Raw genomic sequence first — 23,487 nt, forward strand, 5'->3', positions numbered from 1 at the left:
AATGATCATTATAGAAACGTGCAAACGGCTTGAAGGTGGCCAATTTATCCCGTTCGGGGATGTTGCTGAAGTTCAGGAGGATATCGATCTGGTCGAGGGTGTGCTGGAAGTGGAGATCGATGGGATCTCGCTGATCAAAAAGAGTGAGTGGGACTACGTTTTCCCGTTGTGGTGCTATCTGTCGGACGCAGTGAAGGGGCTGCGTGGTACTGGCTTCGCCGCCTTTCAGTTTCCCGACCAACCCATCGAAGTGAGCCTGCGGAGAATTGGGCAAGATGTGGAGCTTTGCGTCCAAGTTGGTAAATCCGAATCGAAAGCGATTGTGGCTGAGTTGGAATTTCTCGCGGCTGTAAGGGCTCGCGGGGACGAATTCTTTCGGCAATCCCTTCGGTTGTCTCCAGGTAGTCGCAGTGTGATTGATGTTAGCCGACGTCACTTGCTCCAAGATCCCCCTGGATCCCCTCCGGAATGGAAGAACTGGAGAGAGCAGCTGGATCCTCGGCAGGTGAATGCGTTCTCCATGGCAGAAAGATCTATCGGTCGCAAGCTGACGCCCCCGGAAATCCAAGGCCTGATCTATAAGATTGCCGGACGGCGCATGGCATTCCATGACATTGTCGGCCTAATCCTACAATCTATTTCCGGATAGCCGCCAAGAGCCTTTTTGTGGCGAGGGAGTCGTACACCTCAGCGCCGACCAGCACAGCCAAGTCTCATCGTCGTAGCTTCCGTACCCTCATGCTCGAAATCAAGGGCAATAGGGCGGATCGCTCACCAACCCCGGACAAGTCATGGCAGGACTTCTCCGTCGGCTACATCCTTGGGCGCAGCCTTCATTTCGATGAGGAGGAGATCGGGGACCGGTAACGGAACGGTACGCATACGACGAGGCAGGCAACCAGACACAGGCATCGTGGCCGACGGATCACCCGGGCCAGGAGGCGGTGGGCGTCCGCGAGTACACCGGTACACGCATCACGCGTGCCGGAAACGTCCGCTACGAACACGACGCCCTCGGCCGTATCACCCTCCGCCAGAAGACCCGCCTGTCCCGCAAGCCCGACACCTGGCGCTACGAATGGAACGCCGAGGACCGCCTCTCCTCGGTGACGACCCCGGACGGCACCCGCTGGCGCTATACCTACGACCCGCTGGGCCGCCGCACCGCCAAACTCCGCCTCGGAGCCAACAGTGAGACAGTCGTGGAGCGGGTCGATTTCACCTGGGACGGTCCCACGCTTTGCGAACAGACGACGACGTCTGCGGACCTCCCGAACCCGGTCACCCTCACCTGGGACCACCAGGGCCTGCACCCCCTGACGCAAACGGAACGCATCACCGCGGCCGGCGCCCCCCAGAACGAGATCGACTCTCGCTTCTTCGCGATCGTCACCGACTTGGTCGGAAAACCCAGCGAACTCATTGATGAGCGAGGCGACATCGCCTGCCTCTCCAGAAGCACGCTGTGGGGGACAACGGTGTGGGCAGCGAACAGCAGCGCCTACACACCCCTGCGCTTTCCCGGCCAGTACTACGACCCGGAAACCGGACTCCATTACAACTACTTCCGCCACTACGACCCCGAGAACGCCCGGTACCTCAGTCCCGACCCCCTCGGCCTCACGCCCGCACCCAACCCGACCACCTATGTCCACAATCCGCATACGTGGAGCGATCCCCTCGGACTTTCGCCGGAAGGGTGCCCAGAGAACCCCTCGCACGAGTACTCAAGTAGTCGAAGTGAAGCCTTCTGAAAGGCGAAGCGGGACTTGGATATTCCGATGTCTCAGCAGCCAGACGAAATCCGTAGGATTCCCATGACAGATCGAACAGGGCAATAGGTCATGGACGCTTCACACAATCCGGTAATGACCCGAGAGTACGTGTATACACGAAATGACGGCAGCAGGGTCATTATCGAAGATCACGGCTATGGGCACTATTACGGTGAAGGTGGGGTGGGCGACCAATGTTCGCATTTCAACGTTCGCCCATGGGGCAACCCGCGAACTGGTAAGGTCCCGGGAACCGCACAACACTATGAGTACTAGTCCCGCCGGGGTGGAAGGTCGAGTCTTTATGTCATGGACGTCCTATCTGCATAACCCAGAGGGGGTTTCCGCCGTTTATGGGGGAGTCCCGCCGGAGCTCTGTGGGGTTCGTGTGCACGAGGTGATCCTGCACGAGGATGGGCCGACTCTGAAATTGCGGCTAGATCTCCCCCGCTACCCGGAACGGCCTCCGCGCAAATGGGCGGCACAAGGTTTCAATACTGTGCAAGTCGAGGTTGCACTGAGTGGCCTTCGTGTGATTGCGCTGGAAGGCTTCGGAACCGAAATCGAGGCCGACATTTCTCTTTCCGGAGAGAATGGCGTCACGCTCAATTTGACGTCGCCCGAGACTCGCGTCCATGCAGTCGCCGACACGGCCTACATCTCAAAGCTGACGGCATACATCAACGAGGCCTGAATTGGACAAGGAGACCACTCTGGTCAGGGATGGCTCCTACGTGAGTACAGCGACCACGGCCAGCCCACCGGGAGGATGATTCGATGGCATCCGGGCGGGGGGCATCACGGCCCGTATCCTTTTTGAAATTCTAAGATCGGTTCGACATGAGTTTCACCTTCAAATACCGCTTCCGCAGTCCGCTTGGAGGCCTCGCCGCTGACCTGCGAGCTGATTGGGGAGTCCCGGATTCCGGCGGGGAGTTCTGTCTGCAGATCGACCGGAAAACCTACCTGGCGCCGCCCGGAGGTATGCAAATTGGCGGGATGCGTCCTGGCTTTCCTTCGGGTTGGCAGTGCACGCACCGGATCTGCTTACCCGGCACTCCAAAGGTGTCATCGTTCGCGTCACTTCATTCACCTTCCCGCTGGCTCATTTCCGATCAGAAGTGGCCGCACTGGCCATGGATGGATGGGTCAGTGAAGTATTTTCCCTTCCCGATCGCGGACTACGCGTTGACTTCGACGAAAAGGCGGGCGATTACCAGTTTCGATGGGGTAGCTACGGTGACCCATTCGAGGATGACCTGTTGCGGTAGAGAGACTGTGCACGCTCGACAGCCGCGCTGCCTCACGGGCTCAACTTGCTCGTGTCCTGGAATTTTCCGAAGCAGACCACGTCGCTGTGCGTGTCGTGATCGCGAGTTCACCCGCGAATGTGGGGACTATTGGTTCGAGGAGTTCTCTTCGCTCGAACAGTTCTTCGAGAAGGGGTGATGGACCGTGGAATGGGTGACGCCATAAATATGCAGTATCGTGTGGCTGCATACTGGCTTAACCGTTGAATGAACGAGGCTCATGTCTGAACTGACTCGGTTGACTCGGGATTTGATCAAATCGACCTACGAGGAAGATGCGCCGAGGATCCCGGATCCGGTGCGAGACTTCGTCGAGAAAATCACATTCGCCAAACCTGAGGACATTCTTTCGGCTTTGCGTGATGTGTTGGCGGAGGACTGGATGGCGATGCCGGTCTGGGCTCGCAATCTGGCGTATCGGCTTGCCTGCTTGCAACGTCCGGACGACCCCGAGCTGCTACGTGAAGCGGCAGCCGATCTCCTCTCTTTTGGTCCTGATTGGGATGACTTCGCGGAAGAGCTGAAAGCGCGAGCGGCACAATTGGAAATGTGGAAAATAGCAGTAGACGCTGATGCGGAGGATCATAAAGCCACGCCTCAGAAGTCACGCGAGGAACTTATTCGGATTGTTCAGGCACTCATCGACGCGAGACTTCCAGAAGAAGAGGAGGATCGCCTTCTGGATGAACTGAGGGCAAGTGTACTGCACCCTCGGGTGTCAAATCTGATCTATTACTCTAACCCTCCACTGACAGCAGAAGAAGTAGTAGACCAGGCTCTCGCCTATCGCCCAATCGAGCTCTAGACCGCACCACCATTCAGGGAAGACTCCAGATCCAGGGCTTGTGTACTCGCCTGAGCGGACGCATTGGGGTCATTTTCGGCAGTTCGAAACAGATAATGGCTCTATGGTAATCGTCGAACATGCGCATGACCCTAAGGGGCTGCTTTTCCATGCAGGCGCCCCGAAGGGATTCACTACAGAAGAGCGAACTAGGAATGGGGTCAATTTTGGATGGGGTAATAGCAAGAAAGGATGCGGAACAATGACTCGCTACCGAGCCTTGGATAAACCCGGCGGAGATCACCACTTATTCTATAAAAGCTAGACGAATGGATTCGCCGTGAACGATGAAATCAAACTCCGTTTGGAAGCTATCGGCCTGGAGGTGATCGGCTCATTTTTTAGGATCAGGGCCGAGTGTCACCGACGCATTTCACCGAGTGGTTAACGTTGAGACGAGACCTGTCGAGGTGATCCCGCGAAACTCACCTGACAGCGACAGGCGGGTGAACGATGCTTGGAAGGCGCGCGCGGGACTATTTGGAGTGCTGGCCGCCGACGGTTCATTCCTCGCAGCCGGCAGTCTCGAGCACGGGTGGGTTTGCGTGAGGATGACCGGTGGGACCAATGTCTCCGCCATGCAGGATTCCGACGGTGACCTCCTCTTCGTCGCCCGAAACCTGAACGGGCAGCGCGTTTGCGCCACGAGTCGAGAAGGAGCCGAGTACTGGATCATTGAGGAGGACTTCTCTTAAGGGGATGCGCGAACCCAGGGGGAACAACCAGTCATGGTGTCGCAATTAAGGATCTGTGGTCGGCTTCATTGGCTCAGCAATCCAGAAGATGGTGATGTTGCAGGCTGACGGTATGTTCTGGTCAGTTTGGAAAATTGGAAGCCTGGAGAAAGGCGGTTTCAGGGGTTGTCGAAAATGGTTCGACAGCGTTTTTGAATAAGGGGAGAGATGACCGGCATCGCACTGAGGTCTGATGAATTCATGGCCATCTTTCAGATTACCCACCAGGGGTTGGAGCTTTCTAATGCTCAGCTATTGAGTATTGGCGCATCGTCGACCGAGGTAGCATTGCTGGCCGGGTCGGCAGGGGACGTGAGAAAGCTGATGTCGGACGTCTCCCGTATTCGTATCGAGGTCGCTGCAGATCTAGAATCGGCTAACGCACCCACCGTCGGCAGGGAAGACGCCACCGGAACTCCCACCATTTGGGTATCTGAAGCCACGGCAAACCTGTGGGGACGCTTGGCGGAATATGTCATCCAAGCATCGAGTCCTCGTGAACTTTCCCTTCGAACCGGCTACGAACAAATCGACCTGCGTCGGGCTGCGGCACGGATTGCAGATCTTACTCAGCTCATGTTGTGGACATCCGTCGTGATCAACCCTGAGGGCATCACCCGTATTTATCAGGGCGCCCCGCCGAACCTCTCCGGGGTTCGTTTGCGAGAAGTGGTGTTGGGCGTGGAGGGGCCGGAGATGAGGGTGCGTCTGGACCTCCCGGCCTATCCCGCTCAGCCTCCGCGGAAGTGGGCTGCGCAGGGTTTCAACACCGTCCAGATCGAGTTCGCCTTCGGTGGACTTCGCTCGATCACCCTGGCTTCGGTACGGATGTGACAACGGACATCTCCCTCATAGGAGGCGACGGCATTTCCGTCGACATCGTGGGTACCGGGACCCGTATCCGGGCCGTATGCGAGAGTGCATTCATTGCATCCCTGTCGGCGTATATCGACGGGGCGCGGCAGACTTCTGTCGCGCCCCGCTGATCCCTCCACGCCTGGCATCCCTACGGGGCGAACAGCTCCGCCACGTCCGTAGCATTCACCGCTCGCTGGGCCCAGATCTCCAGCTGGTCCAGGTCTGTGCACGTCTCCACGCGCTCGCGGACCGCGTCGGTCACCTGAATGCCGCGCCACTCCAGGATGTGGAGGACCATCTCGGCCTTGGCTTCGACTCGGCCCTGTTCCAGTCCCTGTTCCAGTCCCTGTTCCCGGCCCTGTTCCCGGCCCTGTTCCAGTCCCTGTTCCCGGCCCTCCTCGCGCACTTGCTCTGCGAGCGGGTGGCGCCAGAAGTACTGGATTGCCGTCATCAGGTCCCTCCACATCTGCTTCGCCTGGGGGTCTGCCAGGCATGAGTCGACGAACTGCACGAAGACCGCGGCGCTGTCGGGGTCGATGGTCCGCAGGGCGGATGCCAGGGATTCCAGTATGGCCGGGGCCTGCGGGCCACGCCCGTGTGTCATCGCGGAGAGCACCGCAAGGGGTACGTCCCGTTCTGCCTGCCGCTCGTCCGCGATCACCGGCACGTTGTCGGGACCCAGCACCAGCGGACGCACCGTCAGGGAGCGCCAGCCCGGGAAGCCGAGCTGGATCGGGCGCGAGGCCCACTTCGCAGTGGCGCTGCTCTGGGTGATGACGATGAGCACGGGCTCGCAGCGGTACTTCTCGTACAGGTAGGACAGGTAGTAGGGCCAGCTGCCCCGCTTGCGTTCGTCCTTCTTCCCCTGCGACTCGACGACGAGGAGGTATGTCCCCTGGTCCGTCTCCGCCCTCAGCAATGTGTCCACGCGCCGCTCGACCGGTTCGATCTCCGTGAGGTCGACGTTCAGCGCGGCGATCTCGTGGGGTTCGGGGAACGGCACGTGCAGCACCCGCTGTAACGCCCGGGTCAACAAGGCCGGGTCCTTCTGGAAGATCCGGTGTAACGCCTCATGTGACGAGCCGACCATCAGCTCTCCTTTCCGTACGACGTGATCAACGAGCTAGGCCGCCGCAAGTTCGCACCACACGTACTTGCCCCGGTTGCCGAACCGGGCGGATGGCTGCCAGCCCCAGTAGTCCGCGCACGCCACCACCAGGCCCAGCCCCCGCCCCTCCTCCGCCTCGCCCACCTGCCCCAACGGCCGAGGCGGTTCCGGCGGCCCGGGGGCCGTGTCCCACGCCCCGATCCACACCACCCCCTCCGCCGACCGGCGCACCCTCAGCGCGGCCGGCCCCTTCGTGTGCCGTACGGCGTTCGAGATCAGCTCAGCCGCTAGCAGCTCCGCTGTGTCCATCGGTCCGATCAGCCCGTGCATCGTCAGGATCAGTCGCAGGGTTCGGCGACAGATGGTGACCGCTCTCAGGTCGTTGGGGATGTAGAGGGTGTAGTCCCAGGACTCGGTTTCGGGCATGCGGCAGCTCCGGTTCGGTGGCTGGGGATTTCACGCGTGGTGGCGTTGCCGCGGCCGTCATGGCAGGACGGCGCGGTGCACTTCCCTTGCGTGTGCGTTATGTCACCGACCGTAGGGGGCATTATTTAGATCTCGCAAGCAGGTCGCGTAATCTGACCCCGAACGAGTTGCGATTGCTGGCGTGTTGGGAGGACCAGTCGGTGGCGAAGAGGATCGAGCCAACGGCACGTCAGATGCGCCTGGCGGTCGAGCTGCGCAGGCTCCGTGACGCGGCAGGCCTGACATCACGGGAGGCCGCAGCACTGCTCGGGGTGGCCGCTCCACAGATCAGCCAGATCGAATCTGGCCTTGCCGGGGTGAGCGAGAAGCGGCTGCGGCGCCTTGCCGCCAACTATTCGTGCTCCGACGATGAGTTGATCGAAGGCCTGGTGGCCATGACGAAGGACCGTACGAGGGGCTGGTGGGAGGGGTACCGGGAACTGCTGCCCACGCCGTTCCTCGACCTCGCCGAGCTGGAGCACCACGCCACGTTCCTGAAGGAGGTCCAGTTCCTCTTCATCCCCGGGCCTCTCCAGACAGAGGGCTACGCCCGTGCCATCTTTGCCGATCGGGTGCCCGGCCTCCCCGCCGAGGAGGTCGAGTTGCGCGTTCGCCACCGCATGCACCGCAAGGAAACCGTCGCAGTCACCCCGTACGAGGCAGTCATCCACGAGGCAGCACTGCGCATCATGGTCAGCGACCGCACCGCCTCACGGGCCCAACTCGCCCACGTCCTGGAGACTTCGGAAGCAGAGCACGTCACCGTCCGTGTCATCCCCTTCCAGCGAGAGGGGTTCGCCAGCGCCGCCAGCACCATGACGTACGCGGGAGGCGCCGTACCGAAGCTGGACACGGTCGTACGTGACGGCCCTCATGGAGCGGCCTTCATCGACTCCGAAGCGCAGTTGGGTGCCTTTCGAACGCTCTTTCATAAGGTGGAGGATGTGTCGCTCGACCCCGAGCGCTCGCGTGACTTCATCCACGAGCTGGCGAAAGAGCTGTGAGGCACTCCATGGGTACCCCCGACAACTGGCGGAAGTCGTCCTACTCCGGGCCCGGCGACGGGGACTCCTGTGTGGAGATCGCGACCGCCCTCACCCACATATCCATCCGCGACTCCAAGACCCCAGCCAGAGCCACCCTCACCTTTCCCACCGCAGCCTTCACCCCCTTCATCGAAGCCCTGAAGGGTACCGGGCCCACCCGGCCATAGAGCGGTCCGGCCTCCGAGGAACTTCCCGACCTGTCGGCGGCACCTGCGGCTCCGCCGGCACCGGCGTGAAGCCCAAGTACTACAGCGGCCAGGCCCTCTACAGCGTTGCCGAACGGGCCTGCCTGACGGCTCACGGCCCCCTCCGTGCCCACAGCCCGCCTCCCCCGACCTGTTTCAGGCGCTGTCGCCGTATGGGGGCTGCAGTGAGGTGAGAAATCAGCCAGACTCCGGCGCTGCCCCCTGTGCCGCGTTGCATCCGGCAATGTGCTGGTGTGATGATCCCGGGCGTGGTGGAACACGGGGCCGGGGTCGCCGACTCGGCGGGGCGGATACGCAGGTCAAGGCTGGCGGAGTACGCGGAGACGGCCGTGTCGGATGCACAGGCCGAGCCCTCACCGGCGGTGCACGCCGCCGCTCCTGCTCCCTCTGATGGGCATGAGGTCGAGCGCAGGCGCCGGGAGTTCGCGGCTGTGCTGGGCGAGTTCCGCCGTACGGCTGTACTGCTGCCGCTCGACGCGGACGAGACCCCGCTGACCGCCGATTTCGGTGGGATCCGCTGGATCCTGGCGTTCTCGGACGAGCGGGCGCTGGCGCGGTTCGCGATCACGAGGGGTGAGGGGGAGCGGGAGTGGGCGTATCAGCGGGTGCTGGGGGCGCGGTTGCTGGATGCCGGGGTTGTTGCGGTCGGGGTGCCGTGCGGGGTGGCCCTGGATGCGGCCGGTGGTGATGAGGGGGTGCTGTTCCCGCCGGTGGTGGGGATCGTGCCGGATGCGGCGGCAGTTGACCGTGTCGTCGGGGTGAGGGATGAGGAGGCACCGCGGTGAGCGGGGGCGAGGGCGAGGGCGGCAAGGACATCAGGGCCGCGGGGCTGGACGAGATCGCGAAGGGCATCACGCTGACTCTCGGCGAGCTGAAGGAGCTGGGCGTGGACAGCCTGGCCGGGGTGGGCCGGGGTTTCTCGGACCTGGAACTGTCCGGTCTCCAGCTGGGGCACGGGGATCTGACGTCGAAGTTCACGTCGTTCTGTGAGCGCTGGGAGTGGGGTGTGCGTGCGCTGGTGGCGGAGGGCAACACGTTCGCGGCGGGCGTGGGGCTGTCGGCGGGCACGCTGTACGAGACCGATCAGTACGTCGATGGTGCGCTGAAGATCGGTGTGAACTCGGTGGCGGGCAACCCGTATGCGTCCGAGGACGATGTCACGAAGATGAGCTGGGACCAGCTGAACCGGAGCAACGCGGACGCCCTGACCGATCCCGATTACAGCAAGCGGTCCTTCGAGGACGCGTGGCAGCACGGCAGGCAGAGCCTGAAGGACGCCGGCCGTGACGTGATGACCGCGCAGGTGGGGCCGGGGGGCCTGGGTGTGGAGGATCTCAACCGGGTGTCGGGGGCAGGTGACGAGTACGACGGGATGCTGGACGGGATGTTCGGTCCCTCGCCCGAGGAGCGCGCTCGTGCGGCCGAGCGGGGCGGTGAGGGCTGATGGGCGTCCTCGGTGACATCGGCGACGGCCTGAACAGCGGCCTGAAATATGGCAAGGACTTCTACGACGGCGGTAAGAAGGTCGTCGGTGAGGGCATCGACAAGGGCACCGACGCCATCGGTGCGGGCCTGGACAAGGCTGGTGCCCACGGCTGGGCGGACAAGGTCGAGAACTGGGGCGACGGGGCCGCCTCGGCTCTGGGGGCGACCCCGGGGGAGAAGCAGCTGGGCGAGAGCGACGATGCGACCGATCTGGTCCACGGCAACGCAGCGGACATCCGGGCCACCGCCAAGCACCTGAAGGACTTCCACACCGCGTTCGACAACGTCGGCCAGGGCATGCGGAAGCTGGACTCCTCGCAGTGGCAGGGCGAGTCGGCGGAGGCGTTCCGCAAGAAGTTCGCGATGCACCCGGTGAAGTGGCTGCATGCGGCGGATGCCTGTGCCAAGGCCGCCACGGCCCTGGAGACGTACGCGGAGACGGTGGTCTGGGCGCAGAAACAGGCCAAGGACGCCATCGACCTGTACAGGTCAGGAAAGGCTGCCTCCGCGAAGGCGAAGACCGCGTACGACAAACACTCCGACGCCTACAAGGCCGCCGTTGGGTCGGGCGACAAGGACCCCGGTCCGGACCCCGGCGACTTCGACGATCCCGGGGCCGCCGGCGTGAAGCGGGCCGGCGAGATCCTGAGCGAGGCGCGCACGCAGCGCAACACCGCTGCCGACACCGCCGCCAAGACCGTCGATGCGGCCCTGGCCCACGCGCCCGCCGAACCGCCCCCGCTGGCCCAGCTCAAGGCGGACGCGGCCGACGGCTTCGGCGCCGCCAACACCGAAGTCCTCCACGTCGGCGGCGGCATCATCAAGGGCACGGCGGGCCTGATGAGCATGGCCCGCGGCGCCAACCCGCTGGACCCGTACAACCTGACCCACCCCGCCGAGGCCCTGAAGCACCAGGCGATGACACTGGCCGGCCTCGTCTCCAGCGCCACACATCCAGAACGCACCCTGAAGCAGACCCTGGGCGAGTTCGCCAAAGACCCCTCCGAGTTCGGGGGACGACTCGCTCCCCAGGTGCTCCTGACCGACGGCGTGGGGCTGGGTGCGAACGGGGCGCGGGTTGCGGCCGGGGAGAAGCTGGCGGCGGGCGCCGAGCGTGAGGGAGCGGCGGGGCTCGAGAAGGCGGGCACCAGGACCGCTCGCGACGACGTGAGCGACGGCCCGCACGAAAGGACGCGCACCGACGACGCCGTGAAGAAATGCGGCGACCCGGTGGACGTGGCCTCCGGCAAGATGTTCCTGCCGCAGACCGACGTCACCCTCCCCGGGGTCCTGCCTCTCGTCCTCAAGCGACGCGTGGAGTCCGGCTACCGCCTGGGCCGCTGGTTCGGCCCCTCCTGGTCCTCCACCCTGGACCAGCGCCTGGAGATCGACGCCGAGGGGGTCATCTTCGTCACCGAGGACGGCCTGCTCCTGCCCTACCCCCACCCGGCGCCCGGCCTGCCCACCCTCCCCAGCCACGGCCCTCGCTGGCCCCTCGACCGCGTGGACGACGGCTACACGGTCACGGACCCGCAGACCCTGCGCACCTGGCACTTCGCCGACCGGGGCGAAAGCCTGGCAGTGCTGGAACAGATAGACGACCGCAACGGCAACTGGATCACGTTCGAGTACGACGAGGCGGGCACGCCGCTGGCCGTAATGACGAGTGCCGGTCAGGGCGTCCGCATCAGTATGGAGTCGGGCCGTGTCACGGCCTACCAGCTGATGGCGACCGGCCAGGAGCTGAAACGCTTCGGCTACATGGACGGCAACCTCACCGAGGTCATCAACCCCTCGGGACTGCCACTCCGCTTCACCTACGACGACTCGGGCCGGGTCATGTCTTGGACGGACACGAACGAGCGCAGCTATGTGTACGAGTACGACGACCAGGACCGCTGCATAGCCCAGACCGGCTCCGCTGGCCACATGGCAACGCGCTTTTCCTACGGGGAACCGGACCTTGAGACGGGCTTGCGCGTGACCACGGCGACCAACGGCGAAGGCCACAGCAGTCGCTACCTGGTCAACGACGCCATGCAGGTGATGGCGGTGGTCGACCCGCTGGGCGCCGAGACCGGTTACCGGCGTGACCGCTACAACCGCCTGCTGTCCCGGACGGACCCGCTGGGCCATACGACGACATTCGAGTACGACGAAGCGGGCAACGCCACGAGGGTGGTCCGCCCGGACGGCCGCGAGGTGAGGGCGGAGCACGACGAACTCGGCCTGCCGGTGAAGGTGGTGAGTCCGGACGGCACGGTGATCCGGCAGGGCTTCGACGAGCGGGGGAACTGCACGTCGGTGACGGACCCGGCGGGTCAAACGACCCGTTTCACATACGCGGAGACTGGCCACCTGACCTCCGTGACAGATTCGTTGGGCAACACGACAAGGGTCGTGTGCGATCGCGCGGGTCTCCCGGTGGAGGTGACGGACCCAGTAGGCGCGGTGACGCGCTACGAACGGGACGCCCTCGGCCGCGCGATTTCGACAACGGATCCGACGGGTGCGGTGACTCGCCTGGAGTGGACGGTAGAGGGTCACCTGTCGGGCCGTACGGCCCCGGACGGCACATCCGAGTCCTGGACGTACGACGGCGAGGGCAACTGCACGAGCCACACGGATGAGCTGGGCGGCATCTCTGGCTTCGAGTACACCCACTTCGACCTGCTGACGGCCCGCACGGGCCCGCACGGGGTCCGCTACGAGTTCGAACACGACGCGGAACTACGGCTCACGAAGGTCACCAACCCGCAGGGCCTGACTTGGACGTACGAGTACGACGCGGCGGGCCGCCTGGAGACGGAAACGGACTTCGACGACCGCACCATCACTTACACGCATGATGCGGCAGGCCGCCTCACCTCACGCAGAAACGTTCTCGGCGAGGTGGTGTTCTTCGAGCGTAACGAACTGGGCCAGGTGACCCGCAAGGACGTGGGCGGCCAGGTCACGACGTACGCCTACGACCTGACCGACCAACTGGCCCAGGCAACCGGCCCCGACGGCGTCGCGCTCACCCTCCTGCGCGACCGCCACGGACGCCTGCGCTCGGAAACGGTCAACGGCCGCACACTGAGCTACACGTACGATGTGCTGGGCCGTCGCACGAGCCGCACCACCCCGACCGGCGCCGTCACCACTTGGTCGTACGATGCCATCGGCCGCCGCACCGGTATGGTGGCCTGCGGCCGCGCCATCGACTTCATCTATGACGAGGCAGGCCGCGAACTGTCCCGCCACATCGGCGGAACGATCACCTTGGGCCACACCTTCGACGCACTGGGTCGCCTGACGACCCAGTCGGTAACTGATGTGGGCGGCCGAGCGGTTCAACACCGGGCCTACGCCTATCGAGCCGACGGCAACTTGGTAGGCATAGAAGACACCCTCAATGGCTCCCGCCGCTTCGACCTGGACGCGGCAGGCCGAGTGACAGCGGTACACGCGGCGAACTGGACGGAGCGCTACACCTACGACGAGGCCGGCAACCAGACCCAGGCGAGCTGGCCGACGAACCACCCGGGCCAGGAGGCCGTCGGTACCCGCACCTACACAGGCACCCGCATCACCCGAGCGGGCAACGTCCGTTACGAACACGATGCCCTCGGCCGCATCACCCTCCGGCAGAAGATGCGCCTTTCCCGCAAGCCGGATACCTGGCGCTACGAATGGGACGCCGAGGACCGCCTGACCTCGATAGTGACTCCGGACGGGACCCGCTGGCGGTACACATACGACCCACTCGGCCGCCGCACCGCGAAACTCTGCCTCGCGGCAGACGGTGAAACGGTTGCAGAGCGTGTCGACTTCACCTGGGACGGCAACACACTCTGCGAACAGACCACGATGTCCCGTGATCTCGCTAACCCGGTCACTCTCACCTGGGACCACCAGGGCCTGCGACCGATCACTCAGACCGAACGTATCGTCGCGTCCGACGCACCCCAGCGGGAGATCGACTCCCGCTTCTTCGCCATCGTCACCGACCTCGTCGGCGTCCCCAGTGTGCTCCTCGACGAGCAGGGCGAGGTCGCCTGGCACGCCCGTGCCACTCTGTGGGGCACCACCGCTTGGGCGAAGAACAGTACGACGTACACGCCACTGCGATTCCCCGGCCAGTACTACGACCCCGAAACAGCCCTTCACTACAACTACTTCCGGCACTACGACCCCGAAACCGCCCGCTACGCCACCCCCGACCCGCTCGGACTTGTCCCGTCGCCCAACCCGGTCGCCTACGTCACCAATCCCCACATGTGGGCCGACCCGCTCGGGCTGAAGTGCGAGCCGCCCGAGGGATACACCTCCCAGCCTGCTTTCAAGAACGATCTGTACCACCCCGACGCGGTGGCACGACGAGAGCGCGAACTGCGCGATTTGTACGGGATCAAGGAACGCCCGTCGAGCAGCATGATCGGAGCCAATGGGACACAGGTGACGAGCAAGACCATGTGGTATCACGGGCCCTACCGGATCGACGTCGAGAATCCGAATCCAGGGCAGCGAGCCGGGCAGTTGCATTTCCAGGACGTGAGCAACCCCACTGCGAAGTATCAGTACAATTTCAACGAAGGAAAGTTCGACGGATTGCCACGCTCGGTCGAACGGGAAGTAAGCAAGATTCCTGGTTTCGAGGCAGGTATCCGCAAGGGTCTCAGGGTGCTGGGAGAGGAATAGCGATGAGAATGAATGGCAGGATGTTCGGCCTTGCAGGTGCCGACCTTCCCTCGGTCCGTCCGGACGACGTTCCTGACGCGTACCGTGCGATCACGGAAGGAGGCTGGACCGTGGACGGGAATGGTGCCTACCTGCTTTCTGCGTTGGAGGTCGGGTACCATGGATCCACCTCTGAGAAATTCGAGGACATTATCCACTTCGAGGCCACCGTGAACGGACGCGCCATGATGGATTATGACCTCCCCGTTTCAGCTCCTGAAAGGCAGAATCGACTTCTGCGGCGCTCCATCGCCTACGCCTGTCTGGCCTTGCGGGCCTCTCCTGTGGAAAGCGCGTACGAGATTTTGGGTTATGTTTCCCTTTCGGGAGGTGCCATGTCGGACGATGCTCTTACTGCCAGCGTCACCTTTTGTACGCGCCGTCCCGGCATCCCTCCCTACATTGGCAATATTTGGGACTATTCCGAGGAATCGCTGCTTGAGCTTTCCAAGGATGATGCGGTGCGGATGCTGAAGGACCGGGGTCCAAGTTGACGGTCCGTCTTGACCTCCCGGACTATCCCGCTCGGCCCTCGCGGAGGTGGGCTGCGCAGGGTTTCAACACCGCGCAGATCGAGATTGCCTTCGGCGGACTTCGATCAATCACCCTGGATGGCTTCGGCGCTGATGTGGCAGCGGACGTCGCTTCACGAGAGGCCACGTGATTTCCGTCGACATGGTGGCGCTCGGCACCCGTATCCGGGCTGTCTCCGTCGCGGGCCTGTCCGCGTATGTCGACGGGGAATGGTCGACCGTGAGTGGTGCGGAACCGGACTTTGCGAGTGGCCTGGCCACAGCGGGCCTGAAGTATCTGGGGATGGTCGGCTCTTCCGCCCCGCTGATCCCTCCGCACCTCGCATCCTTTGCGAACTCGACCGCCACTGAAGGGCAACGGCACCTGCGGCTCCGCCGTCACCGGGCAGTCGATGATCCCCCGCAGGTGCAGCGCCGCCTTGAACGCGCGCCCGGCCCGGACGAGCTGCCGCCCATCCGGGCCGGGGCCCCGACGCCTACCGGAAGCGGTCAGGAGGATCAGAGGCTCGGGCGTCGCCGGGCGACGAGGGCGGCGATGTCGTCGTCGAGCCGGCCGCCGCTGTAGGCGATCAGGTCGCGGTGGAGATGGTCGAGGATCTGGTGGGGCGTCTCGCCGGTCCATGAGCGGACGCGCTCGGCGAGCGGGTAGAAGGTGCCGGAGCGGTCGCGGGTCTCGGTGACCCCGTCGGTGTACAGCAGGAGCTGGTCTCCGGGGTGGAAGGGGGTGAGGTCGACGTGGTATCCGTCGCTCACCAGGTCGCCCAGGTTGAGTGGCGGCGAGGGGGAGGCGGGCTCCAGCTCCCGTACCTTGCCGCGGTGCAGCAGCAGCGGGGGCGGGTGGCCGCAGGTGACGGTCCGGACGACCGGTTCGTCGTCCGGGATCTCGGCCAGGAGCGCGGTGGCGAAACGTTCGGTGACGACCTCCGAGCCGGGGATCTCCGGGTACGTGGAGGCGTTGCGGCTCACGCTCGTCTCCAGGCGGCACGCGAGGTGGGGCAGGTCGGGCGCGTCGTGGGCGTTCTCGCGGAAGGCGCTGAGCAGCATCGCCGCCGCCTGCATCGCGAGCAGGCCTTTGCCGCGTACGTCGCCGATGAGCAGCCGTACGCCGTGCGGGGTGCGTACGGCCTCGTACAGGTCGCCGCCGATCCGGGCCTCCGCCGCAGCGGCCACGTACAGGCTCTCGAGTGTGACGTGACCGAGGTGCCGCGGTATCGGGTGCAGCACCGCCAGCTGGGCGGTCTCGGCCACTGAGCGGACCTGAACCAGCTGATGGGCGCGTCGGTCCAGCAGGCGGTTGAAGAAGACGGCGAATGCCGCAGTCGCGACGAGGCTGGCCAGCTCGGAGTAGGCGGTCACATCCCGCAGCGCGTCGAACTCCGCCATCAGGCCGACGAAGCCGGCGCACGCGCCCATTCCGATGAGCACGGTCCCCCACAGAGGCAGCAGCGCGGCGGCGGAAATCATGGCTGTGGCGAGGAAGGCGTCCGGCCTGACGTCGCGGGGTGTGACGAGGCCGATGAGCAGGCCGATGAACAGCAGCAGAGCAGGCAGGAGGGGCAGCAGCCTGCCCCACACGCCGGCGCCGTGCGGGACCCCGCGCTTCTCAGCAGACCTCGCCATCATGCCGCTCCCCCAAGGCCGCACAGGTCGAGTGCAGCTCAGGTCCGGACGTCAGGCCACTATTTTGGGTAATTTTATCGCTTCTCGCCTGTCGTCCCTGAACACCATGTGAGCAGTGGTGACGCACAGGCATCACCAGGTACCCGCACGTAGGGCCGACTGATCCGAACGAAACCGCCTACAGCAGCCCCGCCCCCGCCAGGAACTTCCCCACCTTCGCCACCTCGTCCCCCGACAACGGCACCTGCGGCTCCGCCGTCACCGGGCAGTCGATGATCCCCCGCAGATGCAGCGCAGCCTTGAACGCGCCGAGAGCCGACGAGCTGCCGCCCATACGGGCAGGATCTCCCACCCCCACCATCCCGAACAGCGCGCACAACCGCTCCTGTTCGGCCCGTGCGCCGTCCCAGTCGCCCGCCCGGCACAGGCGGTACAGGCGGACGTAGCCATGCGGGTCGACGTTGGCCAGGCCGGGCACCGCGCCGTCGGCGCCCAGCGCGAGCGCAGAGTCCATGGTCACCTCGGAGCCGGTCAGGACGCTGAAGCCGGCCAGGGCGCGGGCCCGGGTGACGACCTCCCGGAAGGAGCCCAGGTCCCCGCTGGAGTCCTTCAGCCCCGCCAGCACACCGTCGCCGGCCAGGCCCAGCACCACCTCGGCGGGGAGCTTGGTGTGCACGGCGACCGGGATGTCGTAGGCGATCAGCGGGACCGGGCTCGCGGCCGCGATCCGGCGGTAGTGGTGGACGATCTCGGCGGGGTGGGTGCGGGTGTAGAAGGGGGCGGTGACGACGACCGCCCCGGCGCCGGCCGAGGTGACCGCGTGGACGTGGTCGAGGACGCGCGGGGTGGTCATGTCGATCGCCCCGGCGAGGACCGGCAGCTGACCGGCCACATGGCCGACGACCGCCTCGACCACCAGCCTGCGCTGCCGGTCCGTCAGAAAGGCCGCTTCGGAGGTCGAGCCGAGCAGGAAGAGTCCGTGCACCCCGGCCTCGGCCAGATGGTCGACCAGGCGGAGGAGCGAGGGGACGTCCACCTCGCGTTCCGGTGTCAGGGGCGTGCAGACGGGCGGTACGACACCGGTCAGCGGGGTGGGAAAGGTCATTCAATGCTCCTGGGCAGGCTCTGGGTTGCCAGGTCGCGGGTCGACTGGTCCTCCTCCACAGGATGGTGGCAGCGGAAGCGGTGTCCGGGCTGCGACGCGGCCGAGAAGTCCGGCATCGCACCCGCACAGACCTCGTCGGCCTTCCAGCAGCGGGTCCGGAACGGGCAGCCGCTCGGCGGGCGGGTCGCCGAGGGCACCGGGCCGGTCAGCGGGATCGGGTCGATGGGGTCCAGCAGGCCGGGGGTCGCGGAGAACAGGGCGCGGGTGTACGGGTGCCGGGCGGCGTCGGTGACCCGGGCGGCCGGGGTCTCCTCCACGATCCGGCCCAGGTACATGGTGATCACCCGGTCGCTCATCCGCCGTACCGTCTGGATGTCGTGGGAGACGAAGACGAGGGCGAGACCGAGGCGTTCCTTCAGGTCCAGGAGGAGGTTGAGGATCTGGGCGCGGACCGAGACGTCCAGGGCGCTCGTCGGCTCGTCCGCGACGACGAGACCCGGGTCAAGGGCCAGTGCGCGGGCGATGGCGACGCGCTGGCGTTGCCCGCCGGAGAGCTGGCCCGGGAGGGCGTCGGCCAGCGCCCGGGGGAGACCCACCAGGGCCATCAGCTCCCGTACCCGGTCCTCGCGTTCGGCTCGCGTGCCGCGGCCGTGGACGTCGAGCGGGTCGCGCACGACTCGGCGTACCGTCAGCCGGCGGTTCAGGGCCGTCGACGGGTCCTGGAAGATCATGCCGGTGCCCGCGCCGACCGTGGCCCGGCGTTCGGCGGGCGGCATCGACCACAGGTCACGGCCCTGGACCGACACCGTCCCGGAGGTCGGCCGCTGGATGCCCACCAGCACCTTCGCCAGCGTCGACTTCCCGCATCCCGACTCGCCGACCACGCCGACCGTCTCGCCGGGCGCCACGGTGAGATCGGCGCCGGTCAGGGCGTACACCCGGTCGCGGGCGAACACGCCGCCGCTGCGGGCCTTGTGGACGACATGGGCGTCCCGGACTTCCACGACAGAGGTCACCGCACGGCCCTCCACGACAGCGGTCACTGCACGGCCTCGCTCTCCGCCGACGTCAGCTCCACCGCCGGGTGGTGGCAGGCGGTCGTGTGTGTGGGCGTGCCCGCGAGGACCGGCGCGGTCGTGTGGCAGACCTCGGTGGCCAGCGGGCAGCGGTCGGCGAAGCGGCAGCCCGCCGGGAAGTCCGCGGGGGACGGTACGACCCCCTTGATCTGCGTCATCCGCTGTTCGGCCGACTCCAGCGAGAGCACGCTGCCGAGCAGCCCGCGCGTGTAGTGATGGGCCGGGGCCTCCACCAGGTCGGCGGTCACGCCGGTCTCCACGATCTGGCCGCCGTACATCACCACCACCCGGTCGGTGACGTCGGCGATCAGCGCCAGGTCGTGCGAGACCAGGATCAGCGCGAAGCCCAGTTCCTCGCGCAGCCGCAGCAGCAGCTCCATGACCTGGGCCTGCACGGTGACGTCCAGGGCGGTGGTCGGCTCGTCGGCCACGATCAGGGCGGGGTCGCGGGAGAGGGCCATGGCGATCAGGACCCGCTGGCGCTGGCCGCCGGAGAGTTCGTGCGGGTAGCTGCGCAGGGTGCGGTCCGGGTCGAGGCCGACCATCGACATCAGCTCGTGCGGGGTGCGGCGGCCGCCGCGGCGTACCAGCTGCTTGAGCTGGGCGCGGATGGTCATCGCCGGGTTCAGCGAGGACAGGGCGTCCTGGTAGACCATCGCCATCTCGTGGCCGAGCAGCCGCCGCCGTACCCGCATCGGCTCGGTGAGCAGGTCCCGCTGGTGGAAGCGGATCTGGCCGCGCACCCGGGCGCCCTTCGGCTGCAGGCCCATGACGGTGAGCGCGGTCAGCGACTTGCCGCAGCCCGACTCGCCCACCAGGCCCAGCACCTCGCCGGAATGCACCTCGAAGCTGACGCCGGCCACGATGTCCACGCCCCGGTGCCGGTCCGGGAAGCCGATGGCGAGGTTCTCCACGGCGAGGACCGGCTGACCGCCGGGGGCGGGGCGGGGGCGGGCTCGTGCCCGCAGACGCCGGGCGGCGTCGGTCAGGCCGGGGAGCGGGAGCACCTCGCCGGTGCCGGGTTCCGGTGCCTCCAGGTGGTCCTTCGGCGCCTCCACCTCCCGGGGTGCCGGGGCCGCCCAGGCGTCCGAGACGCCCTCGGAGAGGATGTTCAGGCACAGAACGGTGAGCAGGATCAGCAGCCCGGGGAAGACGGTCGCCCACCAGCCGCCGGTCAGCACCATGTTCTTGCCGTCGGCGATGACACTGCCCCAGGACGGGTCCGGGGGCCGCACGCCCGCGCCGATGAAGGACAGCGACGCCTCGAAGACGATGGCCTCGGCGACCTGGACCGTGCAGAAGACGAGGACGGGGGCGGCACAGTTGACGGCCACGTGGCGCAGCACGATGTGCGGGGTGCGGGCGCCGATCACGCGCTCCGCCGTCACATAGTCCTCGCCGTACTGGTCGAGCACGTTGGCCCGCACCACCCGGGCGACCGGCGGGGTGAACAGGAAGGCGATCGCGCAGATCAGGACGCCGATCCCGCCGCCGAACACGGCGACCAGCACGGCCGCCAGCGCGATGCCCGGGAACGCCATCACCACGTCCAGGCAGCGCATCAGCGTCTCGTCAACGGCCTTGCGGGAGGTGGCCGCGAGCGCCCCGAGCAGCGCGCCGACGACCAGCGCGAGCGCGGTCGCGCCGAGACCGATCGCCAGCGACCAGCGGGCGCCGTACATCAGCCGGCTGAGGATGTCCCGGCCGAGGCTGTCCTGGCCCATCCAGTGCGCGGCCGACGGATGTCCGGAGCCGTCGACCGGATCCTGCTGGTCGAGCGGGTCGTGCGGGGCGAGCACCGGGGCGAGTACGGCGACCAGGACGACCAGCGCCAGGAAGCAGACGGCGGCCTTCGACAGCAGGGGCAGCCGGCGCCAGCCGCGCAGCCGGACGCCGGGCCGGGAGAGCCGCTCGGTGAGCTCCGCGCGCGTGACCATCAGGCCGCCCTCAGACGTGGGTTGACGAGCAGATAGAGGATGTCGATGACGAGGTTGACGACGACGAACCCGGTGGCCGTGGCCAGCACGACGCCCTGGACGACGGCCGGGTCGCCGTTCTGCACGGCGTCGATCATCAGCTTCCCCATGCCGGGCAGCGAGAAGATCGTCTCGATGACGACCGCGCCGCCGAGCAGATAGCCGACTCTGAGGCCCAGCACGGTCAGCGGGTTGACGAGTGCGTTGCGCAGCACGTTGCGGCCGACGACCACCCGGGGCGGCAGCCCGCTGCCGATCGCGGTGCGCACGTAGTCCTTGTCCAGCTCCTCCACCACCGACGTCCGCACGATCCGGGTCAGCTGGGCGGCCACCGGCAGGGACAGCGCGAACGCGGGCAGGGCCATCGTCCTGAGCCAGCCGGTGAGGGAGTCGGCCGGGTTGATGTAGCCGCCGGTCGGGAACCAGCCCCGGTCCACCGCCAGGTACTGGATCATCAGCAGCGCCAGCCAGAAGCCGGGCGCGGCGACCCCGACGAGCGAGACGACCCGGATGACCTGGTCCGGCAGCCGGTCCCGGTAGACGGCCGCCGTGACGCCCCCGGCCAGCGCCAGCACCACCGCGATGCCGAGGCCCAGGAAGGTCAGCTGGAGGGTGAGCGGCAGCGCGGTGGTGACCTGGTCGACCACCGGGGCCCGGGTCAGGGCGCTGGTGCCGAGGTCGCCGTGGAGCAGATCGCCGACGAAGTGGACGTAGCGCACCGGGAGCGGGTCCAGCAGGCCGTTGCGCTCCCGGAAGTCGTGCAGCTGCTGCGGGGTGGGGTTCGCACCCTGGAAGAACGCGGACGCCGGGTCGACGTCCGAGAACCGCATCACCAGGAACACGAACAGCACGATCCCGAGCAGCAGCGGCACCAGCAGGGCGACCCGGCGCAGCAGGATCCGTACGACAGCCGTCATGCCGTCAGATCCACTGGGCTTGCAGAAGGTTGATGCCCGGGTAGGGCTGCGGCCTTATCCCGCCGAGCTCGCGCGGGTCCCAGGCGGTCATCAGCTCGTTGTGGACGACCGGGTAGAGCACAGCCTGCTCGGCGACGACGTCGACATAGTCCTGGACCATCGTCTTCTTCTTCGCCGCGTCCGGCTCCCGGGTCGCCCGGTCCATGTCCTTGAACAGCTGCCTGGCGACGGGGTTGTCGACCCACCGGGTGTACTGCATCCACAGGTTCTCGGGGCCGTAGTTGTAGTGCATGATCAGGTCGGCGTCGAGCCCGAACTGGTTGGGATTGGAGGCCGCGGCCACCACCTGGTAGTCCTGCTTCTGGTCCATCTTGGTGAACACCGCCGTGGTCTCCTGCGGTGCCAGGGTCGTCTCCACGCCGATCGCGTCCCAGGAGGCCTTGACGGTCGGCAGACAGTCCACGATCCAGCTGACGTTCACGGCGAGGATCTCGACCTTCAGACGGGTGACGCCCGCCGCCTTCAGCAGCGCCTTCGCCTTCTTCGGGTCGTAGTCGTAGACGGTCTTGGCCCGCCGGTAGCTGGGATTGCCCTCGTTGAGGAACGACGACGCCGGCTTCCCGCGCCCCTTCAGCGCGACCTGCACCATCTTCTCGGTGTCGATCGCGTAGTGCAGTGCCTGCCGCACCCGCACGTCGTCGAAGGGCTTGTGCTTGGTGTTGAACATCAGGAACAGGTTGTTCATCCCGGCGCCGCCCGCGACCTTCAGGCCGCCCTGTTCCAGCCGCGCGATGTTGGCGTAGGGGATGTTGTCGGCGATCTGTGCGCCCGCGCCGGTCCCGGAGATCTTCGCCACGCGCGGGGCCGCGTCCACGATCGTCAGCCAGTTCATCCGTTTGAAGGCGGGCCTGCGCGGGCCGTTGTACGCGGCGAACGCCTCGAAGGTGGTGTTCGACTTCGGGTGGTGCGCGGTCTGCCGGTACGGCCCCGAGCCCACCGCGAGCCCCTTGATCGCGTCGTCCCAGGCGCCGGGCCGGGAGAACACGTGCTTCGGCATGACCTTGGCCAGCGTGAGCCGGGCGAGCCCGTCCGGGAAGGGGAACTTCAGGACCAGCTCGACCGTCCGCGCGTCGACCTTGCGCGCCTCCTTCAGCCAGCTCACGAAGAAGCCCTTGGCGAGGGTCTGGGTCTTCGGGTCGAGGATCCGGTCGAAGACGAAGACGACGTCGTCGGCGGTGACCGGCTTCCCGTCGTGGAAGGTGGCGCCGGAGCGCAGGGTGAACCGCCAGGTCGTGGCGTTCGGGTCCTTCGGCACCTCCGTGGCGAGCGCCGGGTACGGCACCCGGGAGATCGGGTCGGTGTCGAGCAGTCCCTCGTAGATGTGGTTGTTGGCGGCCATGGCGAACGCGGACGCCGTCTGTGTCGGATCCCAGCTGCCGTCGTTGCCGTATCCGATCACCGCGGTCAGCGTGCGGTTCTTGCCGCTGCCCCCGTTCCCGGTGTCGTTCGTGGACTCCGGCCCGGCGGAACAGGCCGCCAGCGTCGGCGGAAGGACGGCGGCCGCGCCCAGCGCCCCCGAGTACTTCAGGAACGACCGGCGGCGCGCTGCCGGCACGTCGTGGGTCACGTCGTCGCGCACGGTTCCTCCAGCGAGGTCGGGGGGAGGGGGATATGCGAGGGAGGGGGGAGGTACGACGTCCTACGTCC

At 66.2% G+C, this 23,487-nt stretch carries 20 protein-coding genes and 1 pseudogene; 13 read left to right on the forward strand and 8 right to left on the reverse strand.

Features of this window, described 5'->3' with window-relative positions; all coding sequences use genetic code 11:
• The first annotated feature begins 1 nt into the window (after position 1).
• The 7 genes and pseudogenes from ACIRU3_RS24060 (at position 2) to ACIRU3_RS24090 (ending at position 5,497) form a co-directional block, all read left to right on the forward strand.
• Positions 2-649 carry a hypothetical protein gene (locus ACIRU3_RS24060; protein ID WP_404059652.1) on the forward strand — a complete coding sequence of 216 codons (648 nt, stop codon included), beginning with the start codon at positions 2-4 and terminating at the stop codon, positions 647-649.
• A gap of 217 nt (positions 650-866) precedes the next feature.
• Positions 867-1,709: pseudogene (locus ACIRU3_RS24065) on the forward strand (RHS repeat-associated core domain-containing protein); the annotation flags it as partial.
• A 135-nt stretch (positions 1,710-1,844) separates the two neighbouring features.
• Positions 1,845-2,051: an HNH/endonuclease VII fold putative polymorphic toxin gene (locus ACIRU3_RS24070; RefSeq protein WP_404059655.1), complete on the forward strand. Its 207-nt coding sequence runs from the start codon at positions 1,845-1,847 to the stop codon at positions 2,049-2,051.
• Positions 2,052-2,079: 28 nt separating this feature from the next.
• The gene (locus ACIRU3_RS24075; protein ID WP_404059658.1) at positions 2,080-2,469 is read left to right on the forward strand and encodes an Imm50 family immunity protein; all 390 of its coding nucleotides are present in this window, start codon (positions 2,080-2,082) and stop codon (positions 2,467-2,469) included.
• A gap of 836 nt (positions 2,470-3,305) precedes the next feature.
• Positions 3,306-3,890 carry a hypothetical protein gene (locus ACIRU3_RS24080; RefSeq protein WP_404059661.1) on the forward strand — a complete coding sequence of 195 codons (585 nt, stop codon included), beginning with the start codon at positions 3,306-3,308 and terminating at the stop codon, positions 3,888-3,890.
• A gap of 40 nt (positions 3,891-3,930) precedes the next feature.
• Positions 3,931-4,194 (forward strand): HNH/endonuclease VII fold putative polymorphic toxin, encoded by a 264-nt coding sequence (locus tag ACIRU3_RS24085; RefSeq protein WP_404059664.1) that lies wholly within the window; start codon positions 3,931-3,933, stop codon positions 4,192-4,194.
• 637 nt (positions 4,195-4,831) lie between these two features.
• Positions 4,832-5,497 carry an Imm50 family immunity protein gene (locus ACIRU3_RS24090; protein WP_404059667.1) on the forward strand — a complete coding sequence of 222 codons (666 nt, stop codon included), beginning with the start codon at positions 4,832-4,834 and terminating at the stop codon, positions 5,495-5,497.
• A 172-nt stretch (positions 5,498-5,669) separates the two neighbouring features.
• On the opposite strand, the gene ACIRU3_RS24095 is transcribed toward ACIRU3_RS24090, so the two are convergent.
• Both ACIRU3_RS24095 and ACIRU3_RS24100 read right to left on the reverse strand, forming a co-directional pair.
• Positions 5,670-6,611, reverse strand: a complete 942-nt coding sequence (locus ACIRU3_RS24095; protein WP_404059670.1) for a hypothetical protein — start codon at positions 6,609-6,611, stop codon at positions 5,670-5,672.
• 33 nt (positions 6,612-6,644) lie between these two features.
• Positions 6,645-7,055, reverse strand: a complete 411-nt coding sequence (locus ACIRU3_RS24100) for an ATP-binding protein (protein WP_404059673.1) — start codon at positions 7,053-7,055, stop codon at positions 6,645-6,647.
• 200 nt (positions 7,056-7,255) lie between these two features.
• Between ACIRU3_RS24100 and ACIRU3_RS24105 the strand changes: the two genes are divergently transcribed.
• From ACIRU3_RS24105 to ACIRU3_RS24130, 6 genes are all read left to right on the forward strand, one after another.
• Positions 7,256-8,098 carry a helix-turn-helix domain-containing protein gene (locus tag ACIRU3_RS24105; RefSeq protein ID WP_404059676.1) on the forward strand — a complete coding sequence of 281 codons (843 nt, stop codon included), beginning with the start codon at positions 7,256-7,258 and terminating at the stop codon, positions 8,096-8,098.
• A gap of 8 nt (positions 8,099-8,106) precedes the next feature.
• The gene (locus ACIRU3_RS24110) at positions 8,107-8,307 is read left to right on the forward strand and encodes a DUF397 domain-containing protein (RefSeq protein WP_404059678.1); all 201 of its coding nucleotides are present in this window, start codon (positions 8,107-8,109) and stop codon (positions 8,305-8,307) included.
• Positions 8,308-8,582: 275 nt separating this feature from the next.
• A complete protein-coding gene (locus ACIRU3_RS24115; protein ID WP_404059962.1) occupies positions 8,583-9,131 on the forward strand; it encodes a hypothetical protein in 549 nt (182 codons plus the stop codon).
• Positions 9,128-9,790 (forward strand): hypothetical protein, encoded by a 663-nt coding sequence (locus ACIRU3_RS24120; RefSeq protein ID WP_404059681.1) that lies wholly within the window; start codon positions 9,128-9,130, stop codon positions 9,788-9,790. The genes ACIRU3_RS24115 and ACIRU3_RS24120 overlap by 4 nt, the downstream gene beginning before the upstream one ends.
• On the forward strand, positions 9,790-14,514 hold the full coding sequence (locus ACIRU3_RS24125) for a putative T7SS-secreted protein (RefSeq protein WP_404059684.1): 4,725 nt from the start codon (positions 9,790-9,792) through the stop codon (positions 14,512-14,514). Before ACIRU3_RS24120 ends, ACIRU3_RS24125 begins: the two co-directional genes overlap by 1 nt.
• Positions 14,515-14,516: 2 nt before the next feature.
• Positions 14,517-15,047 (forward strand): hypothetical protein, encoded by a 531-nt coding sequence (locus ACIRU3_RS24130; protein WP_404059686.1) that lies wholly within the window; start codon positions 14,517-14,519, stop codon positions 15,045-15,047.
• Positions 15,048-15,584: 537 nt separating this feature from the next.
• Here ACIRU3_RS24130 and ACIRU3_RS24135 read toward each other — a convergent pair.
• The 6 genes from ACIRU3_RS24135 to ACIRU3_RS24160 form a co-directional block, all read right to left on the reverse strand.
• Positions 15,585-16,706, reverse strand: coding sequence for a PP2C family protein-serine/threonine phosphatase (locus ACIRU3_RS24135; RefSeq protein WP_404059688.1), 1,122 nt, complete (start codon positions 16,704-16,706; stop codon positions 15,585-15,587).
• Between the two features lie 178 nt (positions 16,707-16,884).
• On the reverse strand, positions 16,885-17,811 hold the full coding sequence (locus ACIRU3_RS24140) for a dihydrodipicolinate synthase family protein (protein WP_404059691.1): 927 nt from the start codon (positions 17,809-17,811) through the stop codon (positions 16,885-16,887).
• Entirely contained in the window at positions 17,808-18,827 is a 1,020-nt protein-coding gene (locus ACIRU3_RS24145) for an oligopeptide/dipeptide ABC transporter ATP-binding protein (protein ID WP_404059694.1), read from the reverse strand. Before ACIRU3_RS24145 ends, ACIRU3_RS24140 begins: the two co-directional genes overlap by 4 nt.
• 23 nt (positions 18,828-18,850) lie before the next feature.
• Positions 18,851-20,824, reverse strand: coding sequence for a dipeptide/oligopeptide/nickel ABC transporter permease/ATP-binding protein (locus ACIRU3_RS24150; RefSeq protein ID WP_404059696.1), 1,974 nt, complete (start codon positions 20,822-20,824; stop codon positions 18,851-18,853).
• On the reverse strand, positions 20,824-21,780 hold the full coding sequence (locus ACIRU3_RS24155; protein WP_404059698.1) for an ABC transporter permease: 957 nt from the start codon (positions 21,778-21,780) through the stop codon (positions 20,824-20,826). Before ACIRU3_RS24155 ends, ACIRU3_RS24150 begins: the two co-directional genes overlap by 1 nt.
• Before the next feature lie 4 nt (positions 21,781-21,784).
• Positions 21,785-23,419 (reverse strand): ABC transporter substrate-binding protein, encoded by a 1,635-nt coding sequence (locus ACIRU3_RS24160; protein WP_404059701.1) that lies wholly within the window; start codon positions 23,417-23,419, stop codon positions 21,785-21,787.
• Positions 23,420-23,487: the final 68 nt, after the last annotated feature.

This window comes from Streptomyces sp. NPDC101151 (assembly GCF_044768335.1).
GTDB lineage: Bacteria > Actinomycetota > Actinomycetes > Streptomycetales > Streptomycetaceae > Streptomyces.

Bases quoted from the DNA above. Each gene is read 5' to 3' on its own strand.
- ACIRU3_RS24095 (WP_404059670.1), bottom strand. From the start codon at position 6,611: ATGGTCGGCTCGTCACATGAGGCGTTACACCGGATCTTCCAGAAGGAC.
- ACIRU3_RS24125 (WP_404059684.1), top strand. From the start codon at position 9,790: ATGGGCGTCCTCGGTGACATCGGCGACGGCCTGAACAGCGGCCTGAAA.
- ACIRU3_RS24155 (WP_404059698.1), bottom strand. From the start codon at position 21,780: ATGACGGCTGTCGTACGGATCCTGCTGCGCCGGGTCGCCCTGCTGGTG.
- ACIRU3_RS24075 (WP_404059658.1), top strand. From the start codon at position 2,080: ATGTCATGGACGTCCTATCTGCATAACCCAGAGGGGGTTTCCGCCGTT.
- ACIRU3_RS24130 (WP_404059686.1), top strand. From the start codon at position 14,517: ATGAGAATGAATGGCAGGATGTTCGGCCTTGCAGGTGCCGACCTTCCC.
- ACIRU3_RS24080 (WP_404059661.1), top strand. From the start codon at position 3,306: ATGTCTGAACTGACTCGGTTGACTCGGGATTTGATCAAATCGACCTAC.
- ACIRU3_RS24110 (WP_404059678.1), top strand. From the start codon at position 8,107: ATGGGTACCCCCGACAACTGGCGGAAGTCGTCCTACTCCGGGCCCGGC.
- ACIRU3_RS24090 (WP_404059667.1), top strand. From the start codon at position 4,832: ATGACCGGCATCGCACTGAGGTCTGATGAATTCATGGCCATCTTTCAG.
- ACIRU3_RS24060 (WP_404059652.1), top strand. From the start codon at position 2: ATGATCATTATAGAAACGTGCAAACGGCTTGAAGGTGGCCAATTTATC.
- ACIRU3_RS24135 (WP_404059688.1), bottom strand. From the start codon at position 16,706: ATGGCGAGGTCTGCTGAGAAGCGCGGGGTCCCGCACGGCGCCGGCGTG.
- ACIRU3_RS24070 (WP_404059655.1), top strand. From the start codon at position 1,845: ATGGACGCTTCACACAATCCGGTAATGACCCGAGAGTACGTGTATACA.
- ACIRU3_RS24115 (WP_404059962.1), top strand. From the start codon at position 8,583: ATGATCCCGGGCGTGGTGGAACACGGGGCCGGGGTCGCCGACTCGGCG.
- ACIRU3_RS24150 (WP_404059696.1), bottom strand. From the start codon at position 20,824: ATGGTCACGCGCGCGGAGCTCACCGAGCGGCTCTCCCGGCCCGGCGTC.
- ACIRU3_RS24100 (WP_404059673.1), bottom strand. From the start codon at position 7,055: ATGCCCGAAACCGAGTCCTGGGACTACACCCTCTACATCCCCAACGAC.
- ACIRU3_RS24140 (WP_404059691.1), bottom strand. From the start codon at position 17,811: ATGACCTTTCCCACCCCGCTGACCGGTGTCGTACCGCCCGTCTGCACG.